The sequence below is a fragment of the Kineosporia sp. NBRC 101677 genome (genome assembly GCF_030269265.1).
GTDB classification, from domain to species: domain Bacteria; phylum Actinomycetota; class Actinomycetes; order Actinomycetales; family Kineosporiaceae; genus Kineosporia; species Kineosporia rhizophila.
In genome coordinates this window covers 384,478-410,519 of the sequence record NZ_BSTA01000001.1, presented here as the reverse complement: position 1 = coordinate 410,519, position 26,042 = coordinate 384,478, and the positions used below count along the sequence as shown (strand labels likewise).

Sequence of the window (26,042 nt, the reverse complement as noted above, 5' to 3'; positions counted from 1 at the left end):
TCCGGTCGCGCTCCGTGATCGCCCATGATGACGTTGCCGAGCCTGGCCGCGAGGGCGGGCGATTTTAGCCACGCAATACGGTCGAAATCGGATTAAACTCGCGGAAGGGCGAGACAAGTGCCACGCCCCTCCAGGAGGCGTGCGATGCCCAACGTGCCTAGGGTTACAAGGCGTGAATGACGTCACGAAGGGTGAGGTTCCTTTCCGTCACCCGGTGTGCGTCTGACATGCGGACCGAGGACCTGACCAGGAAGGCCGACCCCGTGTCGCAGGAGCAGCCCGAGCAGCCCCAGCCCCAGCAGCCCAGTCAACTCAGTGATCTCGTGGTGGTCGCGAACCGGCTCCCCGTCGACCGGCAGACCAACCCCGACGGCAGCACCACCTGGAAGCCCAGCCCGGGCGGCCTGGTCTCGGCCCTCGAGCCGGTGATGCAGCGCAACGCCGGGGCCTGGGTCGGGTGGACCGGGGCGCCAGGAGACGCGCCCGAGCCGTTCGAGGCGCGCGGTATCCAGCTGATCCCGGTCGAGCTGAGCAAGTCCGACGTCGAGGACTACTACGAGGGCATGTCCAACGGCACGCTCTGGCCGCTGTTCCACGACGTGATCGCCCAGCCGCAGTTCCACCGGCACTGGTGGGAGGCCTACGTGCGGGTCAACCGCCGGTTCGCCGACATGGCGGCCCGGTACTCGGCCGAGAACGCGCTGGTCTGGGTGCAGGACTACCAGTTGCTGCTGGTCCCGCAGATGCTCCGGGCCCAGCGGCCCGACCTGCGGATCGGCTTCTTCAACCACATCCCGTTCCCGCCCTACGAGATCTTCGCCCAGCTGCCCTGGCGGCGGCAGGTCCTCGACGGCCTGCTGGGCGCCGACCAGCTCGGCTTCCAGCGCCCGGCCGACGCGAACAACTTCCTGCGGGCCTGCCGCCGCAACGGCCTGTCCACCCGCCGCGGCCTGGTGCACCTGCCGGCCGAGCCACGCTTCGGCAGCGCCGAGAACCACCCGCCGCGCGAGGTGCGGGCGGCCGCGTTCCCGATCTCGATCGACGCCGAGCTGATCGACGAGCTCGGCCGCCGGCCCGACATCCAGGAGCGGGCCCGCGAGATCCGGCGCGAGCTGGGCGATCCCAAGGTGGTGCTGCTCGGCGTCGACCGGCTCGACTACACCAAGGGCATCCTGCACCGGCTCAAGGCGGTGGAGGAGCTGTTCGCCGAGGAGGTGCTCAGCCCGCCCGACGCGGTGTTCGTCCAGGTGGCCACCCCGAGCCGGGACCGGGTCGAGGAGTACGAGAAGCTGCGCCGCGACGTCGAGGTCACGGTCGGGCGGATCAACGGCGACTACGGCCAGCTCGGGCACCCCGCCGTGCACTACCTGCACCAGTCGCAGGACCGCGAGGAGCTCGCCGCCCTCTACCTGGCCGCCGACGTCATGCTGGTCACCGCCCTGCGCGACGGGATGAACCTGGTGGCCAAGGAGTACGTGGCCACCCGGCACGACGAGCGCGGTGCGCTGGTGCTCAGCGAGTTCGCCGGGGCCGCGATCGAGCTGCCGCAGGCGTTCCTGATCAACCCGCACGACGTGGACGGGATGAAGGCCGCGATCGTGCGGGCCGCCCAGCTCTCGCCGCGTGAGTCCACCCGCCGGATGCGGGCGATGCGCCGCCGGGTGTTCGAGTTCGACGTGGCCCGCTGGGCCTCCACCTTCCTCAAGGTCGCGGCCTCGGCGGCGGCCGAGCCGGCTCCGCCCGCCCCGCGCAGCCCGGCCACCGAGTCGATCGAGCTCTCGGCGATCCAGGCCGAGGCCCGCTCCGAGCAGGACGCCACCGAGGCGGTGCCGGTGGCGACCGTCGGGGCCAACGGCGAGTTCGTGCCCGAGGGCGGAACCGCCCTGGACGAGCCGGATCTCGACGACACCGAGGGCCTCGAGGAGCCGGGGCACGTGCTCGACGACCCGCTGGTGCTGCTCGACCCGGAGGACCGCCGGCCCCCGCTCTCGCTCGGACTGGTCACTGCCCTGGAGGGTTTCGCGCAGCGCCCCTCGCTGCTGATCGCTCTGGACTTCGACGGCGTGCTCTCGCCGATCGTGGCCGACCCGGCCGCGGCCCGGCCGCTGCCGCACGCCCTGCGGCACCTGAACGAGCTCTCCACCCTGCCCGGGGTGCGGGTCGCCCTGGTCTCCGGGCGCACCCTGGACGACCTGGTCCGGGTGGCCACGCCGCCGGCCCGGGCGCTCCTGGTGGGCTCGCACGGGGCCGAGTTCCGTGACCCGCTGGGCGATGCCGCGGTGAACTCCCCGCTCGACGAGGCCCAGGCCGGCCTGCTGGCCAAGGCGACCGCCGAGCTGGAGACGATCAGCGCCCGGCATCCCGGCACGCACGTGGAGACCAAGCCCACCGGGGTGGTCCTGCACACTCGCCGGGCCGAGCGCCCGGTCGCCGCCGCGGCCACCCAGGAGGCCCTGGACGGGCCCGCCACCTGGCCCGGGGTGCACCTCACCCACGGCAAGGAAGTGGTTGAGCTGTCGGTGGTCTCGACCACCAAGGGCACCGCGCTGCGGCGGCTGCGCTCGATCACCGGGGCCGACGCGGTGCTCTACGCCGGCGACGACGTGACCGACGAGCGGGCCTTCGCGGTGCTGCGGGGCGACGCGGGCGACGTGACCGTGCGGGTGGGGTCGGGGGAGACCCGGGCCGAGCACCGGCTGGGCTCGCCCGAGGAGGTGGCCACCATGCTCGGCCTGCTGGTCGACCTGTGCGGCGAATGATGCCGCAACGGGGCTGATTTCGCGACATCTGAGAAATCAGCCCCGGAACGTGCATCTCGACGTGCCGCTCCGGTCCCGACGTGATTCGATCTTGGTGTCGGAAAACGAACGGATGGCGTGAAAGACGCCTTCCCGTGTGACTGGGAGCTTTGTATGCCTCTGTGGCTGATCCTCATCATCGTCGGTGTCGTCCTGGCGGTCGTCGGCTTCGGCGGCGTCGGCACGATCCTGGTCTACATCGGTGTCGGCATTCTCGTGGTCGGCGCGATCCTCGCCCTCCTGGGTCGTCGCGGCACCAGGATCTAACCCGGTGCCAGCAGCCGTCCGACCAACGGCCGTAATCGTGGGCGTCACCTCCTCGAGGTGACGCCCACGTGGCGTTTGCGGGCTCACCCAGCCGGCTGACGGCCGTCACCCGGGCGGGCTAAAGCCGATTGCGCCCCGTGCCGAACTCCGCTGTGGACACCGCGGAAACCGGGCGAGGGGCAGCAGATGCGCACACGAGGGGTACGGCAGACGGCGGCAGCGCTGACGCTGGCGGCCGCGCTGGTCGGTGGTCCGGCGCTGAGTGCGGCGGCGGACGAGCCGGTCCCGGGGCAGGACGAGGTCCGCCGGGCCCAGCAGCACACCGACGAGGTGGCCGCCCGGGTCGAGGCGATCCAGAACCAGCTGCGCCGGTCGCAGCAGCGGGCCGAGGCCGCCGGGCTGGCGCTGAGCGAGGCCACCGAGAACTACAACCAGGCCCAGGTGCGGCTGGCCGAGGCGGAGAAGGCCGCCCGGGCCGCCCAGGCCGTGGCCGAGGCCGCCGGACAGCGGCTGGACGGCGCTCAGCAGGAGGTCGGGAAGCTGGCTGCGCGGGCCTACCGCAACGGCGGGAACCTGGCCGAGCTGGAGGTCCTGTTCTCGCCCAGGGGCCCGGAGCAGGTGCTCGAGCGGGCCTCGATGATGCAGGTGGTGGCCGGCCAGCAGCAGCGCACCGTGCGCCGGGCCGATTCTGCCCGGGTGGTGGCCAACAGCCTCACCGCACAGGCCGAGGAGGCGCTGAAGCGGCGCCAGGCCGCGGCCGACGCCCTGGCCGAGGCCAAGGCGGTCGCCGAACAGCGGGCGGCGGCCGCGCGTCAGGCCCTGGCCGCCGACACCGCCCAACGCAACGAACTGCTGGCCGAGCTGGCCGCGGCCCGGCGCACGTCGGTCGAGATCGAGCGCCGGCGGGAGGAGGGCCTGCGCCGCCAGGCCGAGCAGCGCCGGGAGGCCGCGGCCCGGGAGGCGGCCGAACGCCTGTCCCGCAGCGGTACCCAGGCCGACAAGAACCAGTCCGACGAGCAGATTGAGGACGATCGTGGCGACCAGGGCGGTTCGGTCCCCGAATCGTCTGGACCCTCGGGATCCCCGGAGAACCGGAGCCCGTCGGGCGGTTCGTCGAGCGGAAGCACCTCGGCCGGATCCTCGGCGGTGGACTGGGCCAAGGGCCGGATCGGACTGCCGTACCAGTGGGGCGGCGAGGGACCGGGCAGCTATGACTGCTCCGGCCTGACCATGCAGGCCTGGGCCCGGGCCGGCGTCTCGCTGCCGCACTCCTCACGGCTGCAGTACCAGTCGGTGCAGCACATTTCGTACAGCAGCATGCGCCCGGGAGACCTGGTGTTCTTCGGCTCCGACCGGGGCGATCCGGGGAGCATCCACCACGTGGCCATGTACGTCGGCGGCGGTCAGATGATCGAGGCGCCGTACACCGGCGCGTTCATCCGGATTGTGCCGCTGCGCAGCTCCGGCGCGATGCCCTACGCCGGGCGGGTCTGAGCCTCGCAAAGGCGAGCTCGAGAGCGTCCATAAGCAAAAACGACGTAGGCGGGTGCCCCCGGGAAGGGGACGCCCCGCCTACGCGCGTTGGGGTGGAACTCAGTGCGGGTACACGCCACCGGCGTCGATCAGACGCTGGCGCGAGTTCTCGATCTCGGCCTCCGCGGCGGCGCGGCTGGCCCAGGCGGCGTCCTCGACCGACTTGCCCGGCTCGAGGTCCTTGTAGGTCTCGAAGAAGTGCTGGATCTCCAGGCGGTAGAACTCGTTCACGTCGGTGAGTTCCTGGAACACCTCGAGGCGGGGGTCGCCCGACGGGATGCACAGGATCTTGTCGTCGCCGCCCTTCTCGTCGCGCATGTGGAACATGCCGATCGCCCGGCACTTGACCAGGCAGCCCGGGAAGGTCGGCTCCTCGAGCAGGACCAGCGCGTCGAGCGGGTCGCCGTCCTCGCCGAGGGTGCCGTCGATGAAGCCGTAGTCCGCCGGGTAGCGGGTGGCGGTGAAGAGCATGCGGTCCAGGCGAATACGTCCGGTCTCGTGGTCGACCTCGTACTTGTTGCGCTGTCCCTTGGGAATCTCGATGGTGACGTCGAAGTCCACGGGTTATTCGCTACCTTCCGGCATGTGAGTTGGCGGCCAAGACTATTCTCGAACCGATGGAGCATGGGGGGTGACCGGCGTGTCTGACGTCACCCAGCGCACGGCCAGACGGCTCGTGATCCGTCTCACCGTGGTGCTCGCTGTTCTCGTCGCCGCACTGATCGCCGCTCTGACGGTACTTGGTCCGTTCGGGGATCGGCAGTCCGGATCCCCCCAAGGGGCGATCGTGCCCCTGACCGATCGGGTGCCCGGAGCCGTGCTGCCGCAACAACCCTCGGCCGACGTACTGCCCGCGGTGAGCACCGAGGCGCCCGAGGTCTCCGCGACGAAGCTCACACAGCGGATGCGCCGCTTGATCGGCAGCAAGGACCTGGGCAGCTCGGTCTCGGTCGACGTGCTCGACCCGCTGACCGGCGAGCACCTGCTCAGCCGGGCCACCGGCGCCGCCCGCACCCCGGCCTCCACGGCCAAGCTGCTCACCACGGCCGCCGCGCTCTCGGCCCTGGGGCCGCAGCACACCCTCACCACCGCAGCCGTCGGCCAGGGCAAGACGGTCTACCTGGTCGGCGGGGGAGACGTGCTGCTCGGCGCGGGCGAGAGCGACGAGGACGCCGTGAACGGGCACGCCGGGCTGGCCACGCTGGCCGAGCAGACCGCCGAGGCGCTGCGCGAGGCCGGCACCACCAGCGTGCGGGTGGTGCTCGACGACACGCTCTTCGAGGGCCCGGCGATGGCGGCCGGCTGGGACCAGTCGGACGTCGACCTGGGCTACGTGGCCCCGGTCTACGCGGCCGAGATCAGCGCCGGGCGGCTGAAGGAGGGCAACTACGTGCCCCGCTCGCAGGACCCGGGCCTGGCCGCCGCCAAGACGTTCGCCACCGCCCTGGCCGACCAGGGCATCAAGGTCTCGGCCAAGGTCGGCCGCGGGGCCGCGCCGGCCGGGGCCGACGAGCTGGGGGCGGTGCAGTCCGCGACCATCGGAGACCAGGTCGAGTTCACCCTCGACCACAGCGACAACACCGCCGCCGAGGCGCTCGGCCGGCTGGTCGCGATCGAGCGCGGCGAGGGCGCCCGGTTCACCGACACCGGTCCGGCGGTGCTGGACGAACTGGCCGGGCACGACGTGCCGGTGGAGGGCAGCCGCCTGGCCGACGGCAGCGGGCTTTCCGCTCAGAGCAGAATCCCGGTCCGGACCCTGACCGCGGTGCTCGCCCTGGCCGCCGACGAGGAGTCGACCGGACTGCGCCCGGTGCTCACCGGCATGCCGATCGCAGGCGTCTCGGGCACCCTGGCCGAGCGCTTCGAGGGCAAGGCGGAGCGGGGGGCCACCGGGCTGGTCCGGGCGAAGACCGGCACCCTGAGCGGGGTCAGCTCGCTGGCCGGGGCCGTGGTCGACGCGGACGGCCGGCTCCTGGTGTTCGCCGTGATGGCCGACCAGGTGCCCTCCACGGTCGCCGCCCGCGAGGCCCTGGACGCGTTCGCCGCCGAGCTCGCGGAGTGCGGCTGCTAGGTCGGCTGCTAGGTCGGCTGCTAGGTCGGCACTGAGGTGGGCCGGGGTGCGGGATGCACGTACCGTTGATCCATGGCAGCGGATTCCCCGAGCACCCTGGCCCCCGAACCGGTCGACACGATGATCAACTGGGACCTGGCGGCCCGTACCGCCGCCCGGGTCGGGCGGTCCGGTCCGGACGTGACCACCGCCGAGGCCCAGCAGATCGTCGGCGAGCTGCGGCAGGCCGCGATCACCGCGCACCCGCACGTACAGGCGGTCACCGGCCTCACCACGAACCCCGGCGAGGGGGTCTACGTGGTCGACCGGCCGGGCTGGGCCAAGGCCAACATCACCGCCTTCCGCACCCTGCTGGCGCCGGTGATGGCCGAGCTGCAGCGCAAGAACGAGGAGCGCGGCAAACCGCTGCCGGGCACCCGGCAGACCGCGATCGGCGCCCGGGTCTCCGGGGCCGAGATCGGTGCCCTGCTCGGGGTGCTGTCCGGCCGGGTGCTGGGCCAGTACGACGCGTTCGCCACCCCCGGCCGGCTGCTGCTGATCGCCCCCACCATCGTCGCGGTCGAGCGTGACCTGGAGGTGGTCCCGGAGGACTTCCGGCTCTGGGTGTGCCTGCACGAGGAGACCCACCGGGTGCAGTTCACCGCCTCGGACTGGCTCACCGAGCACCTGCTGTCCGAGGTCCGGTCGCTGATCTCCGACCTGATGCTGGAGCCCGGCCAGGTGGCCGACCGGTTCGGCCAGGCGCTGCGCGGGCTGCCGGGCGTGATCCGGGGCGAGGGCGACGGGCAGTCGGTGCTCGACGCCGTGCAGACCCCGGAGCAGCGTCGCCAGCTGGCCCGCATCACCGCGGTGATGTCGCTGCTGGAGGGGCACGCCGACGTGGTCATGGACGACGTGGGCCCGCAGGTGGTGCCCACGGTCGCGACCATCCGCCAGCGCTTCACCCGGCGCCGGGCCGGTCGGGGCGCGGTCGACCAGATCCTGCGCCGGCTGCTCGGGCTGGACGCGAAGGCCCGGCAGTACGCCGACGGGGCCCGGTTCGTGCGCGGCGTGGTGGACCAGGTGGGCATGGAGGGCTTCAACGCGGTCTGGACGTCGCCGAACACGCTGCCCCAGCCGGAGGAGATCACCGACGCGAAGGCCTGGGTGCGACGGGTGCATGGATGACGCGCTCACCGTGGTCCACGTGGCCGTCCGGGACTGCCTGAGCGACCTCTTCGACAGCCGCCGGGCCCTGGTTCTGGTGGCCTGCAGCGGAGGCCCGGACTCGCTGACGCTGGCCGCGGTGCTGGCCGCCACCGCTCGCGCCCACGACCTGCGGGCCGGTGCGGTGGTGGTCGACCACGGCTGGTCGGCCGAGGCCTCGGCGGCCGGTGAGCGCGCCGCCGGGCAGTGCCGGGAGCTGGGGCTGGAGCCGGTCGAGCTGGTCGCGGTCCCGGGCCGCTCAACCGGGGCTTCGGGTGGGCCCGAGGCGGTGGCCCGGGCGGCGCGGTACACGGCGCTGGAAGAGGCGGCCCAACGCCTCGGAGCGGCCGCGGTGCTGCTCGGGCACACGCTCGACGACCAGGCCGAGACGGTGCTGCTGGGGCTGGGCCGGGGGTCGGGGGCCCGCAGCCTGGCCGGGATGCCTGCCCGCCGGGGCCGATTCCGTCGCCCCTTCCTGCCGGTGCGGCGCAAGGTGGTGGCCGACGCCGGTGCGGCCCTGCAACTGCACCCCTGGCACGACCCGGCCAACGACGACCCGGCCTACACCCGGGTGCGGGTGCGCCGGCTGTCCGGTGAGCTGGAGAAGGCCCTGGGCGCCGGTACGGCCCAGGCCCTGGCCCGCAGTGCCCAGCTGCTGCGCGAGGACGCCGACGCCCTCGACGAGCTGGCCGCCGAGCTGCTCGGGCGTTCGCTCGTCGAGAACACCGGCCCGTGCGAGCTGTGGGTGTCACCGCTGCGCGAGGCCCTGCCCGCGATCCGGCGGCGGGCCCTGCTGGCCGCGGCGCAGCGGGCCGGCTGCCCAGGTGGCGCGCTCACCCACCGGCACGCCCTGGCCCTGGACAAGCTGGTGGCCGACGGGCGGGGGCAGGTCGCGCTGCCCGGGCGGGTCACGGCCGAGGTGATGCGTCCCTCACCCGGGCACGCGGGGGCCCGGGTCTGCCTGAAGCGCCGGATTGTGGCAGGCTGAGCTGCCGCCGGATCCGGCGCGCAGCCCCCGAACCGAACGCACCTGGGAGACTCGTGGACGCCTCCGACATGGGGTCTGACCTGGAAAAGGTCCTTCTCACCGAGGAGCAGATCCAGGCCCGTCTGGCCGAGCTGGCCGAGCAGATCGAGAAGGACTACGCCGGGCAGGAGGTGCTACTGGTCGGTGTGCTCAAGGGCGCGATCATGGTGATGGCCGACCTGAGCCGCACCCTGCACCGCAGCTACGAGACCGACTGGATGGCCGTCTCCTCCTACGGCTCCGGCACCAAGTCCTCCGGGGTGGTGCGCATCCTGAAGGACCTGGACCGGGACATCAGCGGCCGGCACGTGCTGATCGTCGAGGACATCGTCGACTCCGGGCTGACCCTTTCCTGGCTGATCGCCAACCTGGGCTCGCGCGGGCCGGCCTCGGTCGAGGTCTGCACCCTGCTGCGCAAGCCCGACGCGATGAAGGTGGATCTCAAGGTCCGCTACGTCGGGTTCGACATACCCAACGAGTTCGTGGTCGGCTACGGCCTCGACTACGCCGAGAAGTACCGCAACCTCCGGGTTGTGGGCACCCTGGCGGAGCACGTGTACTCGAGCTGATCGAGAAGCCGGTCGAGAGGCTGGGCAAGAAGCTGTGAACTGCGGCTGGGCGGTGGGTGCGGCGGAACAGGGAGGCAATCTCCTCCGTTCCTCTCATTGCCGCCCACCGGGCGCCCCCGCTCCACTCGGGGGCCACCGCCGGCGCAGCGGCGACAAGCAGCAAGATGCGAACGGCCGTACCGGTTGACACAGGTGGGTCTGTGCGCATCGGTGTACCGTCGTCCTATTGAGCACGAGCAGGAGGGTCGGGGCCTTGGCGGCCCCAGGTGAACACACGGCATGGACGTCAAACGACTGACGCGGGGGCCGGCGATCTGGGTGATCGTCTTCGTGGTCCTGCTCATCATCGGGGCCCGCGTGTTCGCGCCCGACCAGTTCAAGAAGATCGAGACCTACCGGGCGATCGAGCTGATCGAGCAGAACAAGGTCGAGAGCGCCAAGCTGGTGGACGGCGACCAGCGGATCGAGCTGAAGCTGAAGCCCGGCAACGAGATCGAGGACTACGACCAGGTCGAGGCCAACTACATCTCGCAGCGCGGCGACGAGATGGTGCAGCTGCTGAAGGACAACCGTCCTTCCGAGGGCTACACCGACGAGGTGCCGCGCAGCTCCTGGTGGTCGAGCCTGCTGATCGGTGTCCTGCCGCTGATCCTGCTGCTGGCCGTGTTCTGGTTCCTGATGGGCCAGATGCAGGGCGGCGGCTCGCGGGTGATGAACTTCGGCAAGTCCCGCGCCCGGCTGGTCAGCAAGGACACTCCCAAGGTGACCTTCGCCGACGTGGCCGGTGCCGACGAGGCGGTCGAGGAACTCCACGAGATCAAGGAGTTCCTGTCCGAGCCGGCCAAGTTCCAGGCCGTCGGCGCCAAGATCCCCAAGGGTGTGCTGCTCTACGGCCAGCCCGGTACCGGTAAGACGCTGCTGGCCCGCGCCGTGGCCGGTGAGGCCGGGGTGCCGTTCTACTCGATCTCCGGTTCCGACTTCGTCGAGATGTTCGTCGGTGTCGGTGCCTCCCGGGTCCGCGACCTGTTCCAGCAGGCCAAGGAGAACGCGCCGGCGATCATCTTCGTCGACGAGATCGACGCGGTCGGCCGGCACCGTGGTGCGGGTCTGGGCGGCGGTCACGACGAGCGCGAGCAGACCCTCAACCAGCTGCTGGTCGAGATGGACGGCTTCGACGTCAAGACGAACGTCATCCTGATCGCGGCCACCAACCGGCCCGACATCCTCGACCCGGCGCTGCTGCGCCCGGGCCGGTTCGACCGGCAGATCGCGGTCGAGCCGCCGGACATGAAGGGCCGCACCAAGATCCTCACGGTGCACTCCAAGGGCAAGCCGATGGCGCCCGACGTGGACCTCGAGGGCGTGGCCCGCAAGACCCCCGGTTTCAGCGGTGCCGACCTGGCCAACGTGCTGAACGAGGCCGCCCTGCTGACCGCCCGCGCCAACGCCCGGGTGATCGACGACCGGGCCCTCGACGAGGCGATCGACCGGGTCATCGCCGGCCCGCAGAAGCGCACCCGGCTGATGAGCGACAAGGAACGCAAGATCACCGCGTACCACGAGGGTGGTCACGCGCTGGTGGCGGCGGCGATGAACAACACCGAGCCGGTCACCAAGGTCACGATCCTGCCCCGCGGCCGCGCCCTCGGCTACACGATGGTGCTGCCGCAGGACGACAAGTACTCCACCACCCGCAACGAGATGCTCGACCAGCTCGCCTACGCGCTGGGCGGGCGGGTGGCCGAGGAGATCATCTTCCACGACCCGACCACCGGGGCCTCGAACGACATCGAGAAGGCCACCGGGATCGCCCGGTCGATGGTCACCACGCACGGCATGTCCGAGCGGGTGGGCGCGATCAAGCTGGGCCGGGGCAGCGGCGAGGTCTTCCTGGGCCGCGACATGGGTCACGAGCGGGACTACTCCGAAGAGGTCGCCGGGGTCGTCGACGACGAGGTCCGGCGGCTGATCGAGGCGGCGCACGACGAGGCCTGGGAGGCGCTGGTCGAGAACCGCGACATCCTGGACAACCTGGTGCTGGCGCTGCTCGAGAAGGAGACGCTGAACCGGGCCGAGCTGGCCGAGATCTTCGCCGGGGTGCGCAAGCGCCCGGTGCGGCCGGTGTGGCTCTCCAGCGAGCGTCGCGCGGTCTCCGACATCCCGCCGGTGCTGAGCCCGGCCGAGCGCCGGCTGGTGCAGAACGGCAGCAGCGCGGCCTCCGCCAACGGTGCCGCCCACGGTTCGGCCAACGGGGCAGCGAACGGCGCTGACTACGGCGACCTGAACTAAAGTTCGACCGATCGATTCCCCGCAGGTTCCAGTCCGCACTGGAACCTGCGGGGATTTTCATCTGAGCAGGCGTGGTGGTCCCACCGGGACGGGCCGCGCCGGGCAGACGCGGCACCCGGGGGAGCCACGGCCTGAGAAGACACTGGAGAACTGACGTGGTTCAAGAGCTGGACACACCCTCGGAAGCCGACGTGACGCGCGTCGACCAGCCCCGGATCGAGGCCGCGGTGCGGGAGATCCTTTTCGCCATCGGCGAGGACCCCGACCGCGACGGCCTGCAGAAGACCCCGGAGCGGGTGGCCCGGGCCTACGCGGAGATGTTCGCCGGCCTCACCCAGGACCCGGGCGACGTGCTCTCCACCACCTTCGACCTCGGGCACGAGGAGATGGTGATGGTCCGCGACATCGAGCTCTACTCCACCTGCGAGCACCACCTCGTGCCGTTCCACGGGGTCGCCCACGTCGGCTACATCCCCAGCGCCGACGGCCGGATCACCGGGCTGAGCAAGCTGGCCCGCCTGGTCGACGTCTACGCCAAGCGCCCCCAGGTGCAGGAGCGGCTGACCACGCAGATCGCCGACGCGCTGGTGGAGCACCTGAAGCCGCGCGGGGTGATCGTGGTGGTGGAGTGTGAGCACCTCTGCATGTCGATGCGTGGCGTGCGCAAGCCGGGCTCGCGTACCGTGACGTCCGCGGTGCGCGGCCAGCTGCGCGACCCCGCCACCCGGGCCGAGGCGATGAGCCTCATCGCCGGGCACATCCGCTGAACGTACGGGCGCCGCGCCCGTCGACGAGGAAGAAGCCGTGAGCCACACAGGGGGAACGCCCGACATCCAGCTCGGCCGGCCGGGCCGGACCCTGGTGATGGGCGTTCTCAACGTCACGCCCGACTCCTTCAGCGACGGCGGCCGCTGGCTGGACCCGGACGCGGCGGTCCGGCACGGCCTGCAACTGCGCGACGAGGGCGCCGATCTGGTGGACGTCGGCGGCGAGTCCACCCGGCCCGGTGCCGAGCGGGTCTCCGAGGAGGAGGAACTGCGCCGCACCGTCCCGGTGGTACGGCGGCTGGCGGCCGAGGGGCTGGCGGTGAGCATCGACACGATGCGCGCGTCCGTGGCCCGGGCCGCCCTGGAAGCCGGTGCGGTGCTGGTGAACGACGTCAGCGGGGGCCGGTGGGACACCGCGATGCCCCGGCTGGTGGCCGAGTCCGGCGCGCCGTTCGTGGCCATGCACTGGCGGGGCGTGCAGGCGCTCGGCCGGGCCGAGCACGACCTGGCCGCCCGCTACGACGACGTGGTGGCCGAGGTGGCCGCCGAACTGCTGCAGAGCCTGGACGCCCTGGTCGCCGCCGGGGTGGACCCGGCCCAGGTGATCCTCGACCCCGGGCTCGGTTTCTCCAAGAACGCCGAACACAACTGGGAGCTGGTGGCCGGGCTGGACGCCTTCGTCGGTCTCGGCCGGCCGATCCTGGTGGGGGCCTCGCGCAAGCGGTTCCTGGGCAGCCTGCTCGCCGGGCCGGACGCCGCCCCCGCCCCGGTGGAGGCCCGCGACGACGCCACAGCCGCGATCAGTACCCTGGCCGCCCGCGCCGGTGTCTGGTGCGTGCGGGTGCACGCGGTCCGGGCCAGCGTGGATGCGGTGCGGGTGGGGGCGACCGTGCGAGAGCACACGCGTGTGGGAAGGGCTGCGGGAAAACTGTGAGTGCGAGCGCGGGACTGGGTTTCGGCCCGATGACATCGGCCTCGGGGCGGTTGCTGGACCAGATCCGGCTCTTCGGGGTGACGGCGCGCGGCAACCACGGCGTGTTCGAGTTCGAGCGGCGCGAGGGGCAGGACTTCACCGTCGACGTGGTGCTGCACACCGACGTCAGCGCCGCTGCGGCCACCGACGACCTGAGCCGGACCGCCGACTACGGCGTCCTGGCCGGGACGGTCGCCGAGATCGTGCGGGGTGAGCCGGTCGACCTGATCGAGACCCTGGCCGAGCGGATCGCGCTGGCCTGCCTGGAGCCGGCCGGGGTGTTCGCCGCCGACGTGGCCGTGCACAAGCCGCAGGCCCCGATCACCGAGTCGTTCGCCGACGTGGTGGTGGCGGTGCGCCGTGAGCGCACGATCCTGCTGGAGCGGGCCCCCGGGCAGGCGGTGCCGGTGGTGCTGGCGCTGGGCACCAACCTCGGCGATCGGCTGATGATCCTGCGGGAGGCGGTGAAGGCGCTGCGCGCCACCGAGGGCCTGGAGGTCCAGGCGGTCTCGCCGGTGATCCAGACCGAGCCGGTGGGCGGGCCCGAACAGCCCGACTACCTGAACGCGGTGGTGCTGGCCGAGACCACGCTGAGCGCCCACGACGTGCTGGCCGCGGCCAACCGGATCGAGACCGCGCAGGGCCGCGAGCGGCACGAGCGCTGGGGCCCGCGCACCCTGGACATCGACGTGATCAGCTACGCCGAGCTGCGCAGCTACGACGAGAAGCTGACCCTGCCGCACCCGCGGGCCCACGAGCGGGCGTTCGTGCTGGCGCCCTGGCACGCTGTCGATCCGGAGGCCACGCTGCTCACCTCGACCGGCCCGGAGAAGGTGGTCGACCTGCTGGAGCAGGCCCCCGACCGGCTGTCGCTGCGGCACCGGCCGGAACTGTCGCTGGAGCACTGGGCATGAAGGGCGCCCGGATCGGCACCACGCTGCTGATCGGCCTGGCCTCCACGGCGGTGTGCTGGGTGCTGCTGGACACCTGGACCGGGCAGGGGCACGCCGCCCCACCGCTGCCCTGGACCGCGGTGTTCGGCACGGTCGCGCTGGTGCTGGTGGTGATCGCCGCCGGGCTGCCGATGCGCCGCTGGCAGCGCACCGCCCCGGCCGACCGGTCCGGCGTGCGGCGCCCGATCGACCCGCTGGTGGCAGCCCGTACCGCGGTGCTGGCCAAGGCCGCGGCCTACGGCGGCGCGCTGATCCTGGGCTGGTACCTCAGCCAGGGGCTGGTGCTGCTGCCCGATCTGCTCGGTGACCGGCTCACCCGCTTCGTGATCGCTCTGGTGGCCGCGGTGGCCGCCGCGGCGCTGAGTGTGGCCGGGTTCGTGGTGCAACGCTGGTGCCGGGTGCCTCCGGACGACGACGAGAAGCCTGATTCCTAGGCCGTCACCCTGAGACAGCGGTGACCGGTGTGACGGTCGGGACGCTATTGATCTTCAGGGCGACTTCACCAGTGGGAAAACCCCTGGGCGCTAGGTTGACTCAAACATCAGCCGAACGGGCATTCCTGCCGGTACGGCCTTCCTCGCGCGCGCGCGTAACTACCCTGGGTACCCGATCGTTAACACCGTGATCGCTTAGCCCCAGGAGAGGTCTTGCTGCTCGCAGTCACGCCAGCGCTCGGAGCCGCGCCCGTGGCGTCCGACCCCCTGGACGTCGTCAACGCCTTCGTGCCCTGGGACTCGGTGCAGGACGCCCGGGCCTGGATGCCGCTCGGGGTGGCCGGGGTGATCGTCTGGAGCCTGTGGATCTACCGCTGGGTGCTCTCCCGCGCCTACCGGCCGGTCAGCAACCAGTACGTGACCACGACGTCCGTGGTGGTGCCGTCGTTCCGCGAGGACGTCGAGATCCTCCGGCGCTGCCTGGCCACCTGGCTGGCGCAGGGGCCGTCGGAGCTGATCGTGGTGCCCGACGTGGCCGACATCGAGTGCATCGAGCTGCTCAACCGGGTGAACGACCCGCGCCTGCGGGTACTGCCGTTCGAGCACCGGGGCAAGCGCTCCGCCCTGGGGGTCGGGATCCGCGCCGCCCGGGGTGAGGTGCTGGTTCTCACCGACTCCGACACCGCCTGGGAGCCGGGCCTTCTCGCCGCCGTGCAGATGCCCTTCCAGGATCCGACGGTGGGGGCGGTGGCCACCCAGCAGAAGGTGTTCCGGCGCTGGTCCAGCCTCTGGCGGGTGATCGCCGACTGGATCATCGACCTGCGCTACTACGACTACGTGCCGGCGATGGGCCGGGCCGGCGGGGTGATCTGCGTGTCCGGCCGCACCGCGGCCTACCGCCGCTCGGCGGTGCTGCCGGTGCTGGAGAACCTGGAGCACGAGTTCTTCCTGGGCCGCCGCTGCGTGGCCGGTGACGACGGCCGGCTGACCTGGCTGGTGCTCGCCTCCGGCTACAAGACCGTGTTCCAGTCCAGCGCGCAGGCCCTTTCGATGTTCCCGGCCACGTTCAGTGCCTTCGTGAAGCAGCGGGTGCGCTGGAGCCGCAACTCCTACCGCTGCTACCTGACCGCGCTGTGGAAGGGCTGGCTGCGCGACGTGCCGTTCGTCTCCAAGATCACCGTGCTGCAGATCCTGCTCACCCCGGTGACCATGGGGATGGCCCTGACCTACCTGGTGCTCTCCCGGATGGCGCCGGGCTGGAACGGCGTGCTGCTGGCGCTGTGCTGGCTGATGGCCGGCCGCCTGGTGCGCAGCGTCTCGCACCTGCGCCGGCACCCGGCCGACATCGTCCTGCTGCCGGTGGTGACCCTGGTGGTCATCATGATCTCGCTGCCGATCAAGCTCTACGCGTTCGTCACGATGAACAAGCAGGGCTGGCTGACCCGGCACGCCGACCAGGTCGGCGGCGACGGGCAGGACAACGCCTCGCTCGGCGAGCGGCTCGACCGGGACGAGCGCGAGGTGGTCCTCGATGTCCGCTGACCTGCGCAGAACCACCCCCCGGCGGGTGATCTCGGTCCTCGCCGGGCTGGGCGTGGTGGCCGGAATGGTCACCGCAGTAGGGGTTTCCGGGGTCATTGCCCAGCCGCTCGCGGCCGATCCCAAGACCGAGCCCGCCCAGGCCTCGAAGGCGGCCCGGGTGGCCCCGCAGCGCCAGGCCGAACTGGTGGCCGACGAGGACCGGCGGGTCACCCGCGCCCTGCTGAAGCAGAAGCTGACCAAGCCGTACCGGGCCCAGCCCGACGGGCAGATGACGCTGGTGCTGACCGCCCGCCGTAAGCCCTACAGCTGGGACGACCTGCGGCAGCTGTCCGCCGAGAACCTGGTGCCGCAGGCCGACGGCTCGTTCCTGCTGCGCGAGCACATCCTGGTCGGCCCGGGGGCGACGCTGTCGATCAGCCCGCGCCGCCCGCTGAAGCTCCGGATGTCGTCCGGGCCGGAGGGTTTCACCTCGATCGTGACCGAGGGCGGGCGGATCCGGCTGAACGGTACCGCCACCGCACCGATCTCGATCTCCAGCTGGGACGAGACCCAGGGCAAGCCCGACCTGAAGCTTTCCGACGGCCGGGCCTACGTGCGGGCCAGCGGCCAGATGGTGGTGACCAACAGCAAGTTCGGCCGGCTCGGGTTCTGGAGCGGTCGCACCGGCGGGGTCGCCGTGGTCTCGGCCAGCACCCTGCCCACCACCGGCCTGACCGGCAGCGCGGCCACCGGCGTGACCGACGAGCCGGTGGCTAAGCGGGCGGCCAGCCACACCGACGTCCTGCCCGCGGGCAAGCTGCCGGCCACCCTGCTGGACGAGTCCGGCTCCTACGCCTCCTCGATCCGCGACTCCAGCATGACCGGGAACGCGTTCGGGCTGTTCATCTCCGGCTCCTCGGGCCCCCAGGTGAGCGACACGGTGATCAGCAAGAGCCTGGTCGACGGGCTGGTGCTGCACCGCAACGTGGACGCGGCCACGATCACCGGGGTCACCGTGCAGGAGTCGGCGCTGGACGGGGTGGTGATCAACCGCAACGTCGAGGGCACCGTGATGACCCGGCTGGACGTGCGCCGCAACGGCCGCGACGGCGTGGTGATCACCGGCAGCCCGCTGGCCGACGGGCCCTCACCCAGTGGCGCCTCCACCCGTCCGTTCGGCAACAACGTGTTGAGCACGAGCAAGAGCAGCGACAACGGGCGGATCGGGGTGCACGTGGCCGGCGGCGCCGCGCTCACCGTGCTGGGCAACACCGTCTCCGGCGGGCACTCGGGCATCGTGGTCTCCGACGCGGCCCAGGACGTGCAGCTGAACAGCAACACGGTGAAGGACTCGCTGGTCAACGGCATCCAGGTGCGCGACGACTCGACCGTCGAGCTCACCTCGAACAACGTGATCGGCGCGGCCACCGGGGTGCACGTGCGGGACGCGGTGGCGAAGTTGCGGGACAACTCCACCTCCGGTGTCACGCTGCACGCGTTCACCTTCGTCGGGGCGGTGGCCGGCAGCGTGGCCGACGGCAACCAGTTGCGCGGATCGGGCACCTCGGCGATCGACACCGTGCGGGTCTCCGGCGATCAGCCCGAACTGCTCGGCACCGACGACTCCGGCTGGTCCCGGACGGTCACGAAAGACTCGCTCCTGGGCATTCTTCTGCATCCGCTCACGATGGTCTGGATCGGCGTGGGCGTTCTTCTGCTCTCGATGAGCCGTCCCCGGCGTGGCGGTACCCGTACCCCCTACCCGGCTGATCCACTGTTGGTCAGGGGTGGGCCGCGCAAGCCGATCGCGGGATCCCCCCAGGAACGGGAGAATCCGGTGCACACCAACGAGAACCCGCCCGAACCGGCCGGGCCGCAGCCACATCCGCGACCGGTGAGGACCACGCGGGTGAACGCGCCGGCCAAGGTCTCGCTGCCGACCCGGGCCACCCCGCAGGTGCGTCCGGCCGACGACCACGCCGCGCCCCGCCGTACGGTTCCCACCCTGCAGCCGCGTCGCAACCAGACCCGCCAGACCAACGGTTTCGGTGATCACCCGGGATACGCCGAGCCCGAGCCGCCGGTGGCCGCCGAGTGGCATCAGCCGGTCTCCCGGCCTCGCCGGCCGAGCGAGGAAGAGCGCGACGGGTGGGAGAAGCAGCCCGGTGAGCTCACCCCGGCGGCCGGTCACACCATGATCGACCTGGCCATCGCCGAGTCTCGACAGAACCCCGAACCTCCGCGCCGACGTCGGGTGGTGGGCCGGTGAAGGCGCCCACCAATCGTCCCCTGATGGCCGCGGCCGCCCTGGGCATGCTGGTCACCTTCGGAGCCGGCTGGGCGGTCGGCCAGGGCGACGACCAGGATCAGGCAACGCCCGACCAGACCGTCGCGGCCCCGGTCGTCACGGTCCAGCCCACCCCCACGCCGACCGACAGTGGTTCCGGCCAGGACGATTCCACCGAGTACGAGGAACTGGGTGAGGTCGGCGCCGCGGCGGCCGGAGCCCGGTTGCCCGCCCTCACCAAGTGGAAGAAGCCACCGGTGGCGGCCTTCAAGTGCCCCAAGCCCACGGTTCAGGTGGCTACCGCCGACGAACTGGAGCAGGCCCTGGAAGACGCGCGTCCCGGCGCCTCGATCCGGATCGCGGACGGCATCTACACCGGCGAGTTCAAGACCACCCGGGACGGTTCCGCCGCCAAGCCGATCTACCTGTGCGGCTCGCGGAACGCGGTGCTCGACGCCGGTGCGATCAAGGGTGGCTACGCGCTGCACTTCGACGGCGCGACCCACTGGCGCGTAGACGGTTTCACGGTGCGCAACGGCCAGAAGGGCGTGATGGTCGACGCCGGCCGGGGTATCGCCCTGCAGAACCTGCTGGTCGAGCGGATCGGTGACGAGGCGGTGCACCTGCGCACCGGTAGTTCCGGAAACGTGGTGCGGGGCCTGACCATCCGGGACACCGGCAACCGGAAGCCGAAATACGGCGAGGGTGTCTACATCGGTACCGCCGAGAGCAACTGGTGCGAATACACCGACTGCAAGCCCGATCCCAGCAACAACAACTTCATCCTGAACAACCGGATCTCCGACACCACCTCCGAGTCGGTCGACATCAAGGAGGGCACCTCGGGCGGGGTGCTCAACGGCAACACCTTCGACGGCTCGACGATGACCGAGGGCGACAGCTGGGTGGACGTGAAGGGCAACGGCTGGCTGATCTCGGGCAACACCGGGGTCGACTCACGGGCCGACGGCTACAAGGTGATCGAGATCCTGGACGGCTGGGGCTGGCGGAATCTGTTCAGTGCCAACAAGTCCACGGTGCGCGGTGACGGTTACGCGATCAACGTGACCAAGCGGCACAGCGGGAACGTGGTGCGCTGCAACAACACCGCCCGGAACGCCGGTGACGGTCTGACCACGATCAAGTGCAGTAAATAACCGAACTGAAGACGCTGGTGAGCCTTCGGTCTCTACGGAGGCTCACCAGCGTCTTCAGTTTGGTTTACTTGTCTACGTCGCCGACCACGAAGAAGGTCGACCCCAGGATCGCGACCAGGTCGGCCAACAGGGTCCCGGGCAGCAGTTCGGTGAGCACCTGGACGTTGCTGAACGAGGCGGAGCGCAGCTTCAGCCGCCAGGGCACCTTGTCGCCCTTGGAGACCAGGTAGTACCCGTTCAGGCCGAGCGGGTTCTCCGTCCAGCGGTAGACGTGCCCCTCCGGGACCCGCAGCACCTTGGGCAGTTTCACGTTGATCGGGCCGGGCGGCAGCGAGCGCAGCCGGTCCACGCAGGCCTCGGCCAGGTCGAGGCTGACGTGCACCTGCTCGAGCAGCACCTGGAACCGGGCCAGGCAGTCGCCCTCGGTGCGAGTGACCACCCGGCCCGGACCGCCCGGGGCGAACAGCTCGCCGTAGGCCAGGTAGGGCTCGTCGCGACGCAGGTCCAGGTCCAGCCCACTGGCCCGGGCGACCGGCCCGCTGACCCCGTAGGCCGCCGCGGTCTGCCGGTCCAGCACCCCGACCCCGCGGGTCCGGGCCTGCAGGATCTCGTTGCCGACGATCAGCCCTTCCAGCCGCGGCAGCCGGCGCCGTACGGCCGCCACCGCCTTCAGCACCCGGGTCAGCCAGCCGGCCGGCAGGTCCTCCTTCAGCCCACCCACCCGGTTGAACATGTAGTGCATCCGGCCGCCGGAGATCTCCTCCATCACCGCCTGCAGCTCTTCCCGCTCGGTGAAGGAGTAGAAGACCGGGGTGATCGCGCCCAGCTCCAGCGGGTAGGAGCCGAGGAACATCAGGTGGTTCAGGATCCGGTTGAGCTCGGCCAGCAGGGTGCGGGCCCAGACCGCGCGCTCGGGCACCTCCATGCCCAGCAGCTGCTCGGCGGCCAGCACCACGCCGAGCTCGTTGGCGAAGGCCGAGAGCCAGTCGTGCCGGTTGGCCAGCACGATGATCTGGCGGTAGTCGCGCACCTCGAACAGCTTCTCGGCGCCGCGGTGCATGTAGCCGACGATCGGCTCGGCGCTGACCACCCGCTCGCCGTCCAGGACGATCCGCAGCCGGAGCACGCCGTGGGTGGCCGGGTGCTGGGGGCCGATGTTGAGCACCATGTCGGAGGCGGCCAGGCCCTCGGAGCCGAGGGCCACGGTCAGGGCACGAGGGCTTGCCGGCTCCGTCACGGGCCTGAGTCTGTCACGCGCGTCGCACGGGGGCGGGGGATTCGGGCACCCGGCGAATCGGTGCATCACCGCCCAGAGGTGACCTATAGGAGCGGCGGGACCGGTGTGACATCCTGCGGGCTATGGGCGGGACTCTGGGCGACGTTTTCGATGCGGACGGTGTCACCTGGACGCCGATATCGCCAGGGCTGGCCAAAGTCAGACGGCTCATCACGACCCTGCTGAACCTGCTGGGCGCGGCCGCCTTCGCGGCGCTGGCGGTGTTCTTCACCCCCTGGCTCTGGATCGGCGTCGTGGTTCTGCTGCTCACCTGGGTCTGGGAGTGGTGGCTGATCGGCCGTCAGGTCCGGGCCTGGGGTTATGCCGAACGGGCCGACGACCTGCTGATCCGGCACGGCGTGATGTTCCGGGTCCTGGTGGTGGTGCCCTACGGGCGGATGCAGTTCGTCGACGTGGAGGCCGGCCCGATCGATCGGATGTTCGATGTGGCGCACGTCCAGCTGCACACCGCCTCGGCCGGTACCGATGCCCGGATCCCCGGCCTGAACGCGGCCGAGGCGGCCCGCCTGCGCGACCGGCTCGCCTCGCGCGGCGAGGCCCGGCTGGCGGGGCTGTGACCCAGCCTCCCGGTCAGTCGGGCCAGTCCGGTCAGCCGGGTCAGTCGGGCCTGGCCGACGGCGAGTGGCACCTGATGCACCCGGCCACCCCGCTGCTGCGGTCCTGGCAGGTGATCGCCGTGGTGCTGGTCTTCGTGGTGCAGAGCTTCGGCAACGACCTGATCGCGGGCGAGGCGAACTTCGAGCAGCCGCACGTGGCCGGGCGCTGGCTGCTCGGCGGCGGGGCGGTGCTGCTGGCGATCGTCCTGATCGGCGTGGGGCTGGCCTTCGCCTCGTGGCGGGCCACCCGGTTCCGGGTGCTCGACGAGGCGCTGGAACTGCACACCGGCATCCTGTTCCGGCAGCAGCGCCGGGCCCGGCTGGACCGGATGCAGGCGGTCGACGTGGTGCAGCCGTTCCTGGCCCGGCTGCTCGGCCTGGCCCGGATCACCGTGGAGGTGGCCGGGGGCAAGGAGTCCAACGTCGCGCTGTCGTTCCTGCGTGAGGACGACGCCCGGGCGCTGCGCAATCACCTGCTGGCCTCGGCCGCCGGGGTGCGGTACGAGGGGCCCGACGCGCCGGAGGCGCCGGAGCGTTCCACGCTCGAGGTGCCGGTCGGCCGGCTGATCCTGTCGCTGCTGGTCAGTACCCCGGCGATCAGCTTCGTGGGCGGGGTGCTGGTGCTCGCGGTGATCAGTCTGGTGATCGGCCACCCGGGCCCTCTGGCCGGCTCGTTCGCGCCGCTGCTGGGCGCCGCGGGGGTGCTGTGGAACCGGTTCTCCAACGGGTTCGGCTTCCGCATCTCAGACTCGCCGGACGGGCTGCGGCTGCGCTACGGCCTGCTGGAGCAGCGCACCCAGACGGTGCCGCCGGGCCGGGTGCAGGCCGTGCGGCTGAGCCAGGGGCTGCTCTGGCGTCGGCTGGGCTGGTGGACGGTGCACGTCAACATCGCCGGATACGGCGGCGACGACAACGATTCCGAGTCCGGCAGCACGCTCCTGCCGGTCGGGCCCAAGGTCGAGGCGGTCGGCGTGCTCGCGCTGGTGCTGCCCGACCTGGGGGTCGAGCCGGGCGAGAACCCGTGGGACGTGGTCGACGCCGGGCTGACCGGCACCGGGGCCAGCGCCGGGTTCCTCACCGCGCCCCGCCGGTCGCGCTGGGTGGACCCGATCTCCTGGGGGCGTTCCGGCGTGCGCGTCACCGACCAGGCGCTGCTGATCCGCAGCGGCCGGATCTACCGGCACCTCGACATCGTGCCCCACGCCCGCACCCAGAGCCTGGGCCTGACCCAGGGGCCGCTGCAGCGCCGGCTCGGGCTGGCCTCGTTCACCATGCACTCCACCGCCGGGCCGGTCAGCCCGGTCGCCTCGCACCTCGACCAGGCCCAGGCCTCGGAACTCATCGCGGTGCAGTCGATCCGGGCCGAGCAGGCGCGCAAGAAGTCCGGTCCGGAGCGCTGGATGGAGATCTCCGGGCACCTGAACCAGCCGGGTCCGGAGTACCAGGACCAGCCGGCTCCGGATCCGGTGCCCTTGGACCGGCCCGGCTCAGGGCACCTGGAGCAGCCAGGCGAAACCGCCTAGGCCGCCCGGGTCGAGCAGTTCGGGGTCGCTCACCCCGAGCGCGGCCAGAGCCCGCGCCTGAGTGGTCAGTTCAGCCACCGAGCCGCCGGCAGCCACGGAGTCGATGGCGACGTGGGCGGTGATGTCCATGGAACCGTCTGGGCGGGGCGGCACGGCGCGCCCGCCGCGAAAGCCGGTCAGGCTGCCCAGGGCCGGTCGGTCTGCCCGGGTGTGGGCGTAGTCCACGCAGAGGGCCGCCTTGGCCCCGGCTGACCAGGCTCGCTGAACGAGTCTGCGCCAGAAAAGGTCACGGTACCGGCCGACCTCGATGCGGTCGCCCTCTTCCAGGCCGTCCAGGGGCCACCACTGGTCGATCCAGAGCCGATCTTGAAGACGTCCGGGGCCACCAAGGCGCTCGCGTCCGGTTCGGGGGTCCACCAGAACGACAGACGCAGAACCACTTTCGTCCAGCTCGAGCACGCTCAGAGGTACCACGTCGAGCAGCTCCCAGGCCACCACCAGAGCGTCGGCGAGCGCCTCGTTCGGGAGCTCGCTCAGCCCGGCGGCCCAGTGCACCCGAGGGCTGAGGGATGCCGGGCGGGGCACCACGTCCACGCCCCAAAGTTCTTGTGAACCAACGCCGACCAATGAGGTGAGCAACTCGCCCCGGCCGGCACCGACGTCCACAATTCTTCGTGCCCCCACCGAGTCGGCGAGCCGCGAGACGGCCGCGGCCAGCTGCGCGGGAGCCGCGTGGGCGGCCGTGCGGAAGTGCCCGGCCGGACCTTCGGGGCGCAGGTAGAAGCCGCCCGGCCCGTAGAGCGCACCCTGCCAGGCTTCTTGCCAGGTCGGCAGCACGGCTACTCGGGGCGGCGCAGCACCAGGGCGACATCGGTGACCGCGAACAGGAACTTGCCCTCGGCGGCCAGCTGGGACAGTCCCTCGACCCAGGTGGTGGCCCGGTCGGCCAGCTGCGGGTCGTCCTTGGTGGCGGCCAGCACGCCCATCGCCACCTTCCAGCTCACCGAACCCCGGTCGAAGCGCCGGTGGCAGTCGGCCCAGGTGTCGGCGCTGACCAGCTCGAACTCCGAGCGGCCGGCCAGCCCGAGCAGCTTGCGGCCCATGAAACCGTCGGCGCGCTCGGCGAACCGGGGCACGGTGGAGACGAACCGGTCGACCAGCAGCCGGGTCAGCGCATCGTCGGCGCTGGCGAACAGGGCGGTGTCCCAGTCGCTGTGGGCCAGCACCAGCAGACCGCCCGGCCGCAGCACCCGGTAGCACTCGGCGAGGTGGGCCATCGGGTCGGACAGGTGCTCGGCCAGGTTCAGCGAGATCACCCGGTCGAGGCCCGCGTCGGCGAACGGCAGCGGCTCGTCGAGGTCGGCCAGCACCGAGCGCACCCGGGCGTCGTGCAGCACCTCGTCGTCCAGGTTGGAGGCCGCGTCGACGGCGTGCACCCGGCCCGGCTCGGCCCCGGTGGCGGCCTTCAGCAGGGCCCGGACGGTGCGGCCGGGGCCACTGGCCAGGTCGGCCACCTCCAGGCCCGGACGGTTGAGGTCGACCAGCTCGGCGATGCGTTCGTGACGTCCCACGATGCAACCCTACGCGGGGGACGGGGGACGCCGCCCTTGCAGCGGGAGACTCCGAGCGGGGGAAGGGCCTCTCAGCTGGCGCCTGGACAAAGCCCTCCCGCCCGGGAAGACGAACGGGGCGGCGCAAACGTGAGGTGGGCGGCAGTGCGGGGGCGACAAAGCTCGTGCTCTCCGAGCCGCTCTCAACTTACGGCCCGGACAAAGCCCTCCCGCCCGGGAAGACGAACGAGGCGGCGCAAACGTGAGGTGCAGTGCAACCCAGGGGCCGCCGGTTACCCTGCCGAGGTGTCTGAAACCCATAACCCAGGCGAGCGTCCGGGGCGGCTCGGGGTCGGTGTGATCGGGGCCGGCCGGGTCGGTGCCGTGCTCGGATCCGCCCTGCGGGCCGCCGGTCATGCGGTGGTCGGGGTCAGCGCGGTGTCCGAGGCCAGCCGGGAGCGGGCCTCGGTGCTGCTGCCCGGCGTGCCGGTGCTGGACATCCCCGACGTGGTCGAGCGCTCCGAGCTGGTGCTGATCGCGATCCCCGACGACGCGCTGCCGGAACTGGTCTCCGGCCTGGCCGGCACCGGCGCCTGGCTGCCCGGTCAGCTGCTGGTGCACACCAGCGGGCGGTTCGGCTGGAAGGCGCTGGAACCGGCGGTCGGCCGGGGCGCGATCCCGCTGGCCCTGCACCCGGCGATGACCTTCACCGGCACCAGCCTGGACCTGAGCCGGCTGACCGACTGCTGCTTCGGGGTCAGCGCCCCGGGCCCGGTGCTGCCGATCGCCCAGGCCCTGGTGGTCGAGATGGGGGCCGAACCGGTGGTGATCGCCGAGGAGATGCGCGGTCTGTACCACGCGGCCCTCGCACACGGCTCGAACCACCTGATCACGCTGGTCGCCCAGGCCCTGGACCTGCTGCGCGGGGCCGGGGTGGACGACCCGGCCCGGCTGCTGGCCCCGCTGCTGTCGGCCTCGCTGGACAACTCGCTGCGGGCCGGCGACAACGCCCTGACCGGCCCGGTGGCCCGCGGCGACGCGGGCACCCTGGCCCAGCACCTGACCGCCATCCGGGCGACCGGTGAGCGGGGCGAGGGCACGCTCGAGACCTACCGGGCGATGGCCCGGGCCACCGCCGACCGGGCGCTGGCCTCGGGGCGGCTGCCGCTGCACAGCGCCGAGGCCCTGCTGGCCGCCCTGAACTCCGGCCCGAGGCCGGCCGGAGGCGGCGAGTAGGTTGAGCCC

Annotated in this window: 22 protein-coding genes; 18 read left to right on the top strand and 4 right to left on the bottom strand. The window is 71.7% G+C overall.

The annotated features are described in order from the left end of the window. The first annotated feature begins 227 nt into the window (after positions 1 to 227). The 3 genes from otsB to QSK18_RS01870 all read left to right on the top strand — a co-directional run bounded on the left by otsB (position 228) and on the right by QSK18_RS01870 (position 4,559). The gene (otsB, locus tag QSK18_RS01880; protein WP_269811095.1) at positions 228 to 2,759 is read left to right on the top strand and encodes a trehalose-phosphatase; all 2,532 of its coding nucleotides are present in this window, start codon (positions 228 to 230) and stop codon (positions 2,757 to 2,759) included. Between the two features lie 153 nt (positions 2,760 to 2,912). After that, positions 2,913 to 3,065 (top strand): hypothetical protein, encoded by a 153-nt coding sequence (locus QSK18_RS01875; RefSeq protein WP_232814371.1) that lies wholly within the window; start codon positions 2,913 to 2,915, stop codon positions 3,063 to 3,065. Between the two features lie 186 nt (positions 3,066 to 3,251). Further along, a complete protein-coding gene (locus tag QSK18_RS01870) occupies positions 3,252 to 4,559 on the top strand; it encodes a C40 family peptidase (RefSeq protein ID WP_232814370.1) in 1,308 nt (435 codons plus the stop codon). Positions 4,560 to 4,658: 99 nt separating this feature from the next. Here the strand turns inward: QSK18_RS01870 and QSK18_RS01865 are convergent, their stop codons facing one another. Next, positions 4,659 to 5,159, bottom strand: coding sequence for an inorganic diphosphatase (locus tag QSK18_RS01865; protein ID WP_232814369.1), 501 nt, complete (start codon positions 5,157 to 5,159; stop codon positions 4,659 to 4,661). Positions 5,160 to 5,238: 79 nt separating this feature from the next. Here QSK18_RS01865 and dacB point away from each other — a divergent pair, with 79 nt between their 5' ends. The 12 genes from dacB (at position 5,239) to QSK18_RS01805 (ending at position 19,831) form a co-directional block, all read left to right on the top strand. After that, positions 5,239 to 6,669, top strand: coding sequence for a D-alanyl-D-alanine carboxypeptidase/D-alanyl-D-alanine endopeptidase (gene dacB, locus QSK18_RS01860; RefSeq protein ID WP_232814368.1), 1,431 nt, complete (start codon positions 5,239 to 5,241; stop codon positions 6,667 to 6,669). A gap of 72 nt (positions 6,670 to 6,741) precedes the next feature. Next, a complete protein-coding gene (locus QSK18_RS01855) occupies positions 6,742 to 7,836 on the top strand; it encodes an Rv3626c family coenzyme F420 biosynthesis-associated protein (protein ID WP_232814367.1) in 1,095 nt (364 codons plus the stop codon). Then, a complete protein-coding gene (gene tilS / locus QSK18_RS01850; protein WP_285616400.1) occupies positions 7,829 to 8,842 on the top strand; it encodes a tRNA lysidine(34) synthetase TilS in 1,014 nt (337 codons plus the stop codon). Before QSK18_RS01855 ends, tilS begins: the two co-directional genes overlap by 8 nt. A gap of 53 nt (positions 8,843 to 8,895) precedes the next feature. Further along, positions 8,896 to 9,450, top strand: coding sequence for a hypoxanthine phosphoribosyltransferase (gene hpt / locus QSK18_RS01845; protein ID WP_332879945.1), 555 nt, complete (start codon positions 8,896 to 8,898; stop codon positions 9,448 to 9,450). A 279-nt stretch (positions 9,451 to 9,729) separates the two neighbouring features. Then, a complete protein-coding gene (ftsH, locus tag QSK18_RS01840; protein WP_232814365.1) occupies positions 9,730 to 11,739 on the top strand; it encodes an ATP-dependent zinc metalloprotease FtsH in 2,010 nt (669 codons plus the stop codon). Positions 11,740 to 11,930: 191 nt separating this feature from the next. After that, on the top strand, positions 11,931 to 12,506 hold the full coding sequence (gene folE / locus QSK18_RS01835; RefSeq protein ID WP_232814364.1) for a GTP cyclohydrolase I FolE: 576 nt from the start codon (positions 11,931 to 11,933) through the stop codon (positions 12,504 to 12,506). A 97-nt stretch (positions 12,507 to 12,603) separates the two neighbouring features. Continuing rightward, positions 12,604 to 13,440 (top strand): dihydropteroate synthase, encoded by an 837-nt coding sequence (folP, locus tag QSK18_RS01830; protein WP_269811104.1) that lies wholly within the window; start codon positions 12,604 to 12,606, stop codon positions 13,438 to 13,440. A 29-nt stretch (positions 13,441 to 13,469) separates the two neighbouring features. After that, the gene (folK, locus tag QSK18_RS01825; RefSeq protein WP_285616399.1) at positions 13,470 to 14,393 is read left to right on the top strand and encodes a 2-amino-4-hydroxy-6-hydroxymethyldihydropteridine diphosphokinase; all 924 of its coding nucleotides are present in this window, start codon (positions 13,470 to 13,472) and stop codon (positions 14,391 to 14,393) included. Beyond that, a complete protein-coding gene (locus tag QSK18_RS01820) occupies positions 14,390 to 14,866 on the top strand; it encodes a DUF3180 domain-containing protein (protein WP_285616398.1) in 477 nt (158 codons plus the stop codon). The genes folK and QSK18_RS01820 overlap by 4 nt, the downstream gene beginning before the upstream one ends. A 324-nt stretch (positions 14,867 to 15,190) precedes the next feature. Beyond that, positions 15,191 to 16,408 (top strand): glycosyltransferase, encoded by a 1,218-nt coding sequence (locus QSK18_RS01815; protein ID WP_352396451.1) that lies wholly within the window; start codon positions 15,191 to 15,193, stop codon positions 16,406 to 16,408. After that, on the top strand, positions 16,398 to 18,656 hold the full coding sequence (locus QSK18_RS01810; RefSeq protein WP_285616396.1) for a right-handed parallel beta-helix repeat-containing protein: 2,259 nt from the start codon (positions 16,398 to 16,400) through the stop codon (positions 18,654 to 18,656). Before QSK18_RS01815 ends, QSK18_RS01810 begins: the two co-directional genes overlap by 11 nt. Continuing rightward, positions 18,653 to 19,831, top strand: coding sequence for a right-handed parallel beta-helix repeat-containing protein (locus QSK18_RS01805; RefSeq protein ID WP_285616395.1), 1,179 nt, complete (start codon positions 18,653 to 18,655; stop codon positions 19,829 to 19,831). The genes QSK18_RS01810 and QSK18_RS01805 overlap by 4 nt, the downstream gene beginning before the upstream one ends. A gap of 64 nt (positions 19,832 to 19,895) precedes the next feature. On the opposite strand, the gene QSK18_RS01800 is transcribed toward QSK18_RS01805, so the two are convergent. After that, complete coding sequence (locus tag QSK18_RS01800; protein ID WP_352396450.1) at positions 19,896 to 20,999, bottom strand: NADH-quinone oxidoreductase subunit D; 1,104 nt, start codon at positions 20,997 to 20,999, stop codon at positions 19,896 to 19,898. Between the two features lie 191 nt (positions 21,000 to 21,190). On the opposite strand from QSK18_RS01800, the gene QSK18_RS01795 reads away from it, so the two are divergent. Together QSK18_RS01795 and QSK18_RS01790 are read left to right on the top strand one after the other, a co-directional pair. Next, positions 21,191 to 21,685, top strand: coding sequence for a PH domain-containing protein (locus QSK18_RS01795; protein ID WP_285616394.1), 495 nt, complete (start codon positions 21,191 to 21,193; stop codon positions 21,683 to 21,685). Further along, positions 21,682 to 23,247 (top strand): PH domain-containing protein, encoded by a 1,566-nt coding sequence (locus tag QSK18_RS01790; protein ID WP_285616393.1) that lies wholly within the window; start codon positions 21,682 to 21,684, stop codon positions 23,245 to 23,247. Before QSK18_RS01795 ends, QSK18_RS01790 begins: the two co-directional genes overlap by 4 nt. Here QSK18_RS01790 and QSK18_RS01785 read toward each other — a convergent pair. Further along, complete coding sequence (locus tag QSK18_RS01785; protein WP_285616392.1) at positions 23,212 to 24,084, bottom strand: SAM-dependent methyltransferase; 873 nt, start codon at positions 24,082 to 24,084, stop codon at positions 23,212 to 23,214. The two genes, QSK18_RS01790 and QSK18_RS01785, sit on opposite strands and share 36 nt — an antisense overlap. Before the next feature lie 2 nt (positions 24,085 to 24,086). Beyond that, entirely contained in the window at positions 24,087 to 24,818 is a 732-nt protein-coding gene (locus tag QSK18_RS01780; protein WP_232814728.1) for a methyltransferase domain-containing protein, read from the bottom strand. Positions 24,819 to 25,103: 285 nt separating this feature from the next. Here QSK18_RS01780 and QSK18_RS01775 point away from each other — a divergent pair, with 285 nt between their 5' ends. Then, positions 25,104 to 26,033, top strand: a complete 930-nt coding sequence (locus tag QSK18_RS01775; RefSeq protein WP_232814727.1) for a Rossmann-like and DUF2520 domain-containing protein — start codon at positions 25,104 to 25,106, stop codon at positions 26,031 to 26,033. Positions 26,034 to 26,042 lie beyond the last annotated feature (9 nt).

What these genes read in the sequence shown, in the direction of transcription:
- ftsH (WP_232814365.1), top strand. Translation starts at nt 9,730, where the DNA reads ATGGACGTCAAACGACTGACGCGGGGGCCGGCGATCTGGGTGATCGTC.
- QSK18_RS01820 (WP_285616398.1), top strand. Translation starts at nt 14,390, where the DNA reads ATGAAGGGCGCCCGGATCGGCACCACGCTGCTGATCGGCCTGGCCTCC.
- tilS (WP_285616400.1), top strand. Translation starts at nt 7,829, where the DNA reads ATGGATGACGCGCTCACCGTGGTCCACGTGGCCGTCCGGGACTGCCTG.
- QSK18_RS01795 (WP_285616394.1), top strand. Translation starts at nt 21,191, where the DNA reads ATGGGCGGGACTCTGGGCGACGTTTTCGATGCGGACGGTGTCACCTGG.
- QSK18_RS01855 (WP_232814367.1), top strand. Translation starts at nt 6,742, where the DNA reads ATGGCAGCGGATTCCCCGAGCACCCTGGCCCCCGAACCGGTCGACACG.
- QSK18_RS01815 (WP_352396451.1), top strand. Translation starts at nt 15,191, where the DNA reads ATGCCGCTCGGGGTGGCCGGGGTGATCGTCTGGAGCCTGTGGATCTAC.
- QSK18_RS01800 (WP_352396450.1), bottom strand. Translation starts at nt 20,999, where the DNA reads ATGGTGCTCAACATCGGCCCCCAGCACCCGGCCACCCACGGCGTGCTC.
- folK (WP_285616399.1), top strand. Translation starts at nt 13,470, where the DNA reads ATGACATCGGCCTCGGGGCGGTTGCTGGACCAGATCCGGCTCTTCGGG.
- otsB (WP_269811095.1), top strand. Translation starts at nt 228, where the DNA reads ATGCGGACCGAGGACCTGACCAGGAAGGCCGACCCCGTGTCGCAGGAG.
- folP (WP_269811104.1), top strand. Translation starts at nt 12,604, where the DNA reads ATGGGCGTTCTCAACGTCACGCCCGACTCCTTCAGCGACGGCGGCCGC.
- QSK18_RS01875 (WP_232814371.1), top strand. Translation starts at nt 2,913, where the DNA reads ATGCCTCTGTGGCTGATCCTCATCATCGTCGGTGTCGTCCTGGCGGTC.
- QSK18_RS01870 (WP_232814370.1), top strand. Translation starts at nt 3,252, where the DNA reads ATGCGCACACGAGGGGTACGGCAGACGGCGGCAGCGCTGACGCTGGCG.
- QSK18_RS01810 (WP_285616396.1), top strand. Translation starts at nt 16,398, where the DNA reads ATGTCCGCTGACCTGCGCAGAACCACCCCCCGGCGGGTGATCTCGGTC.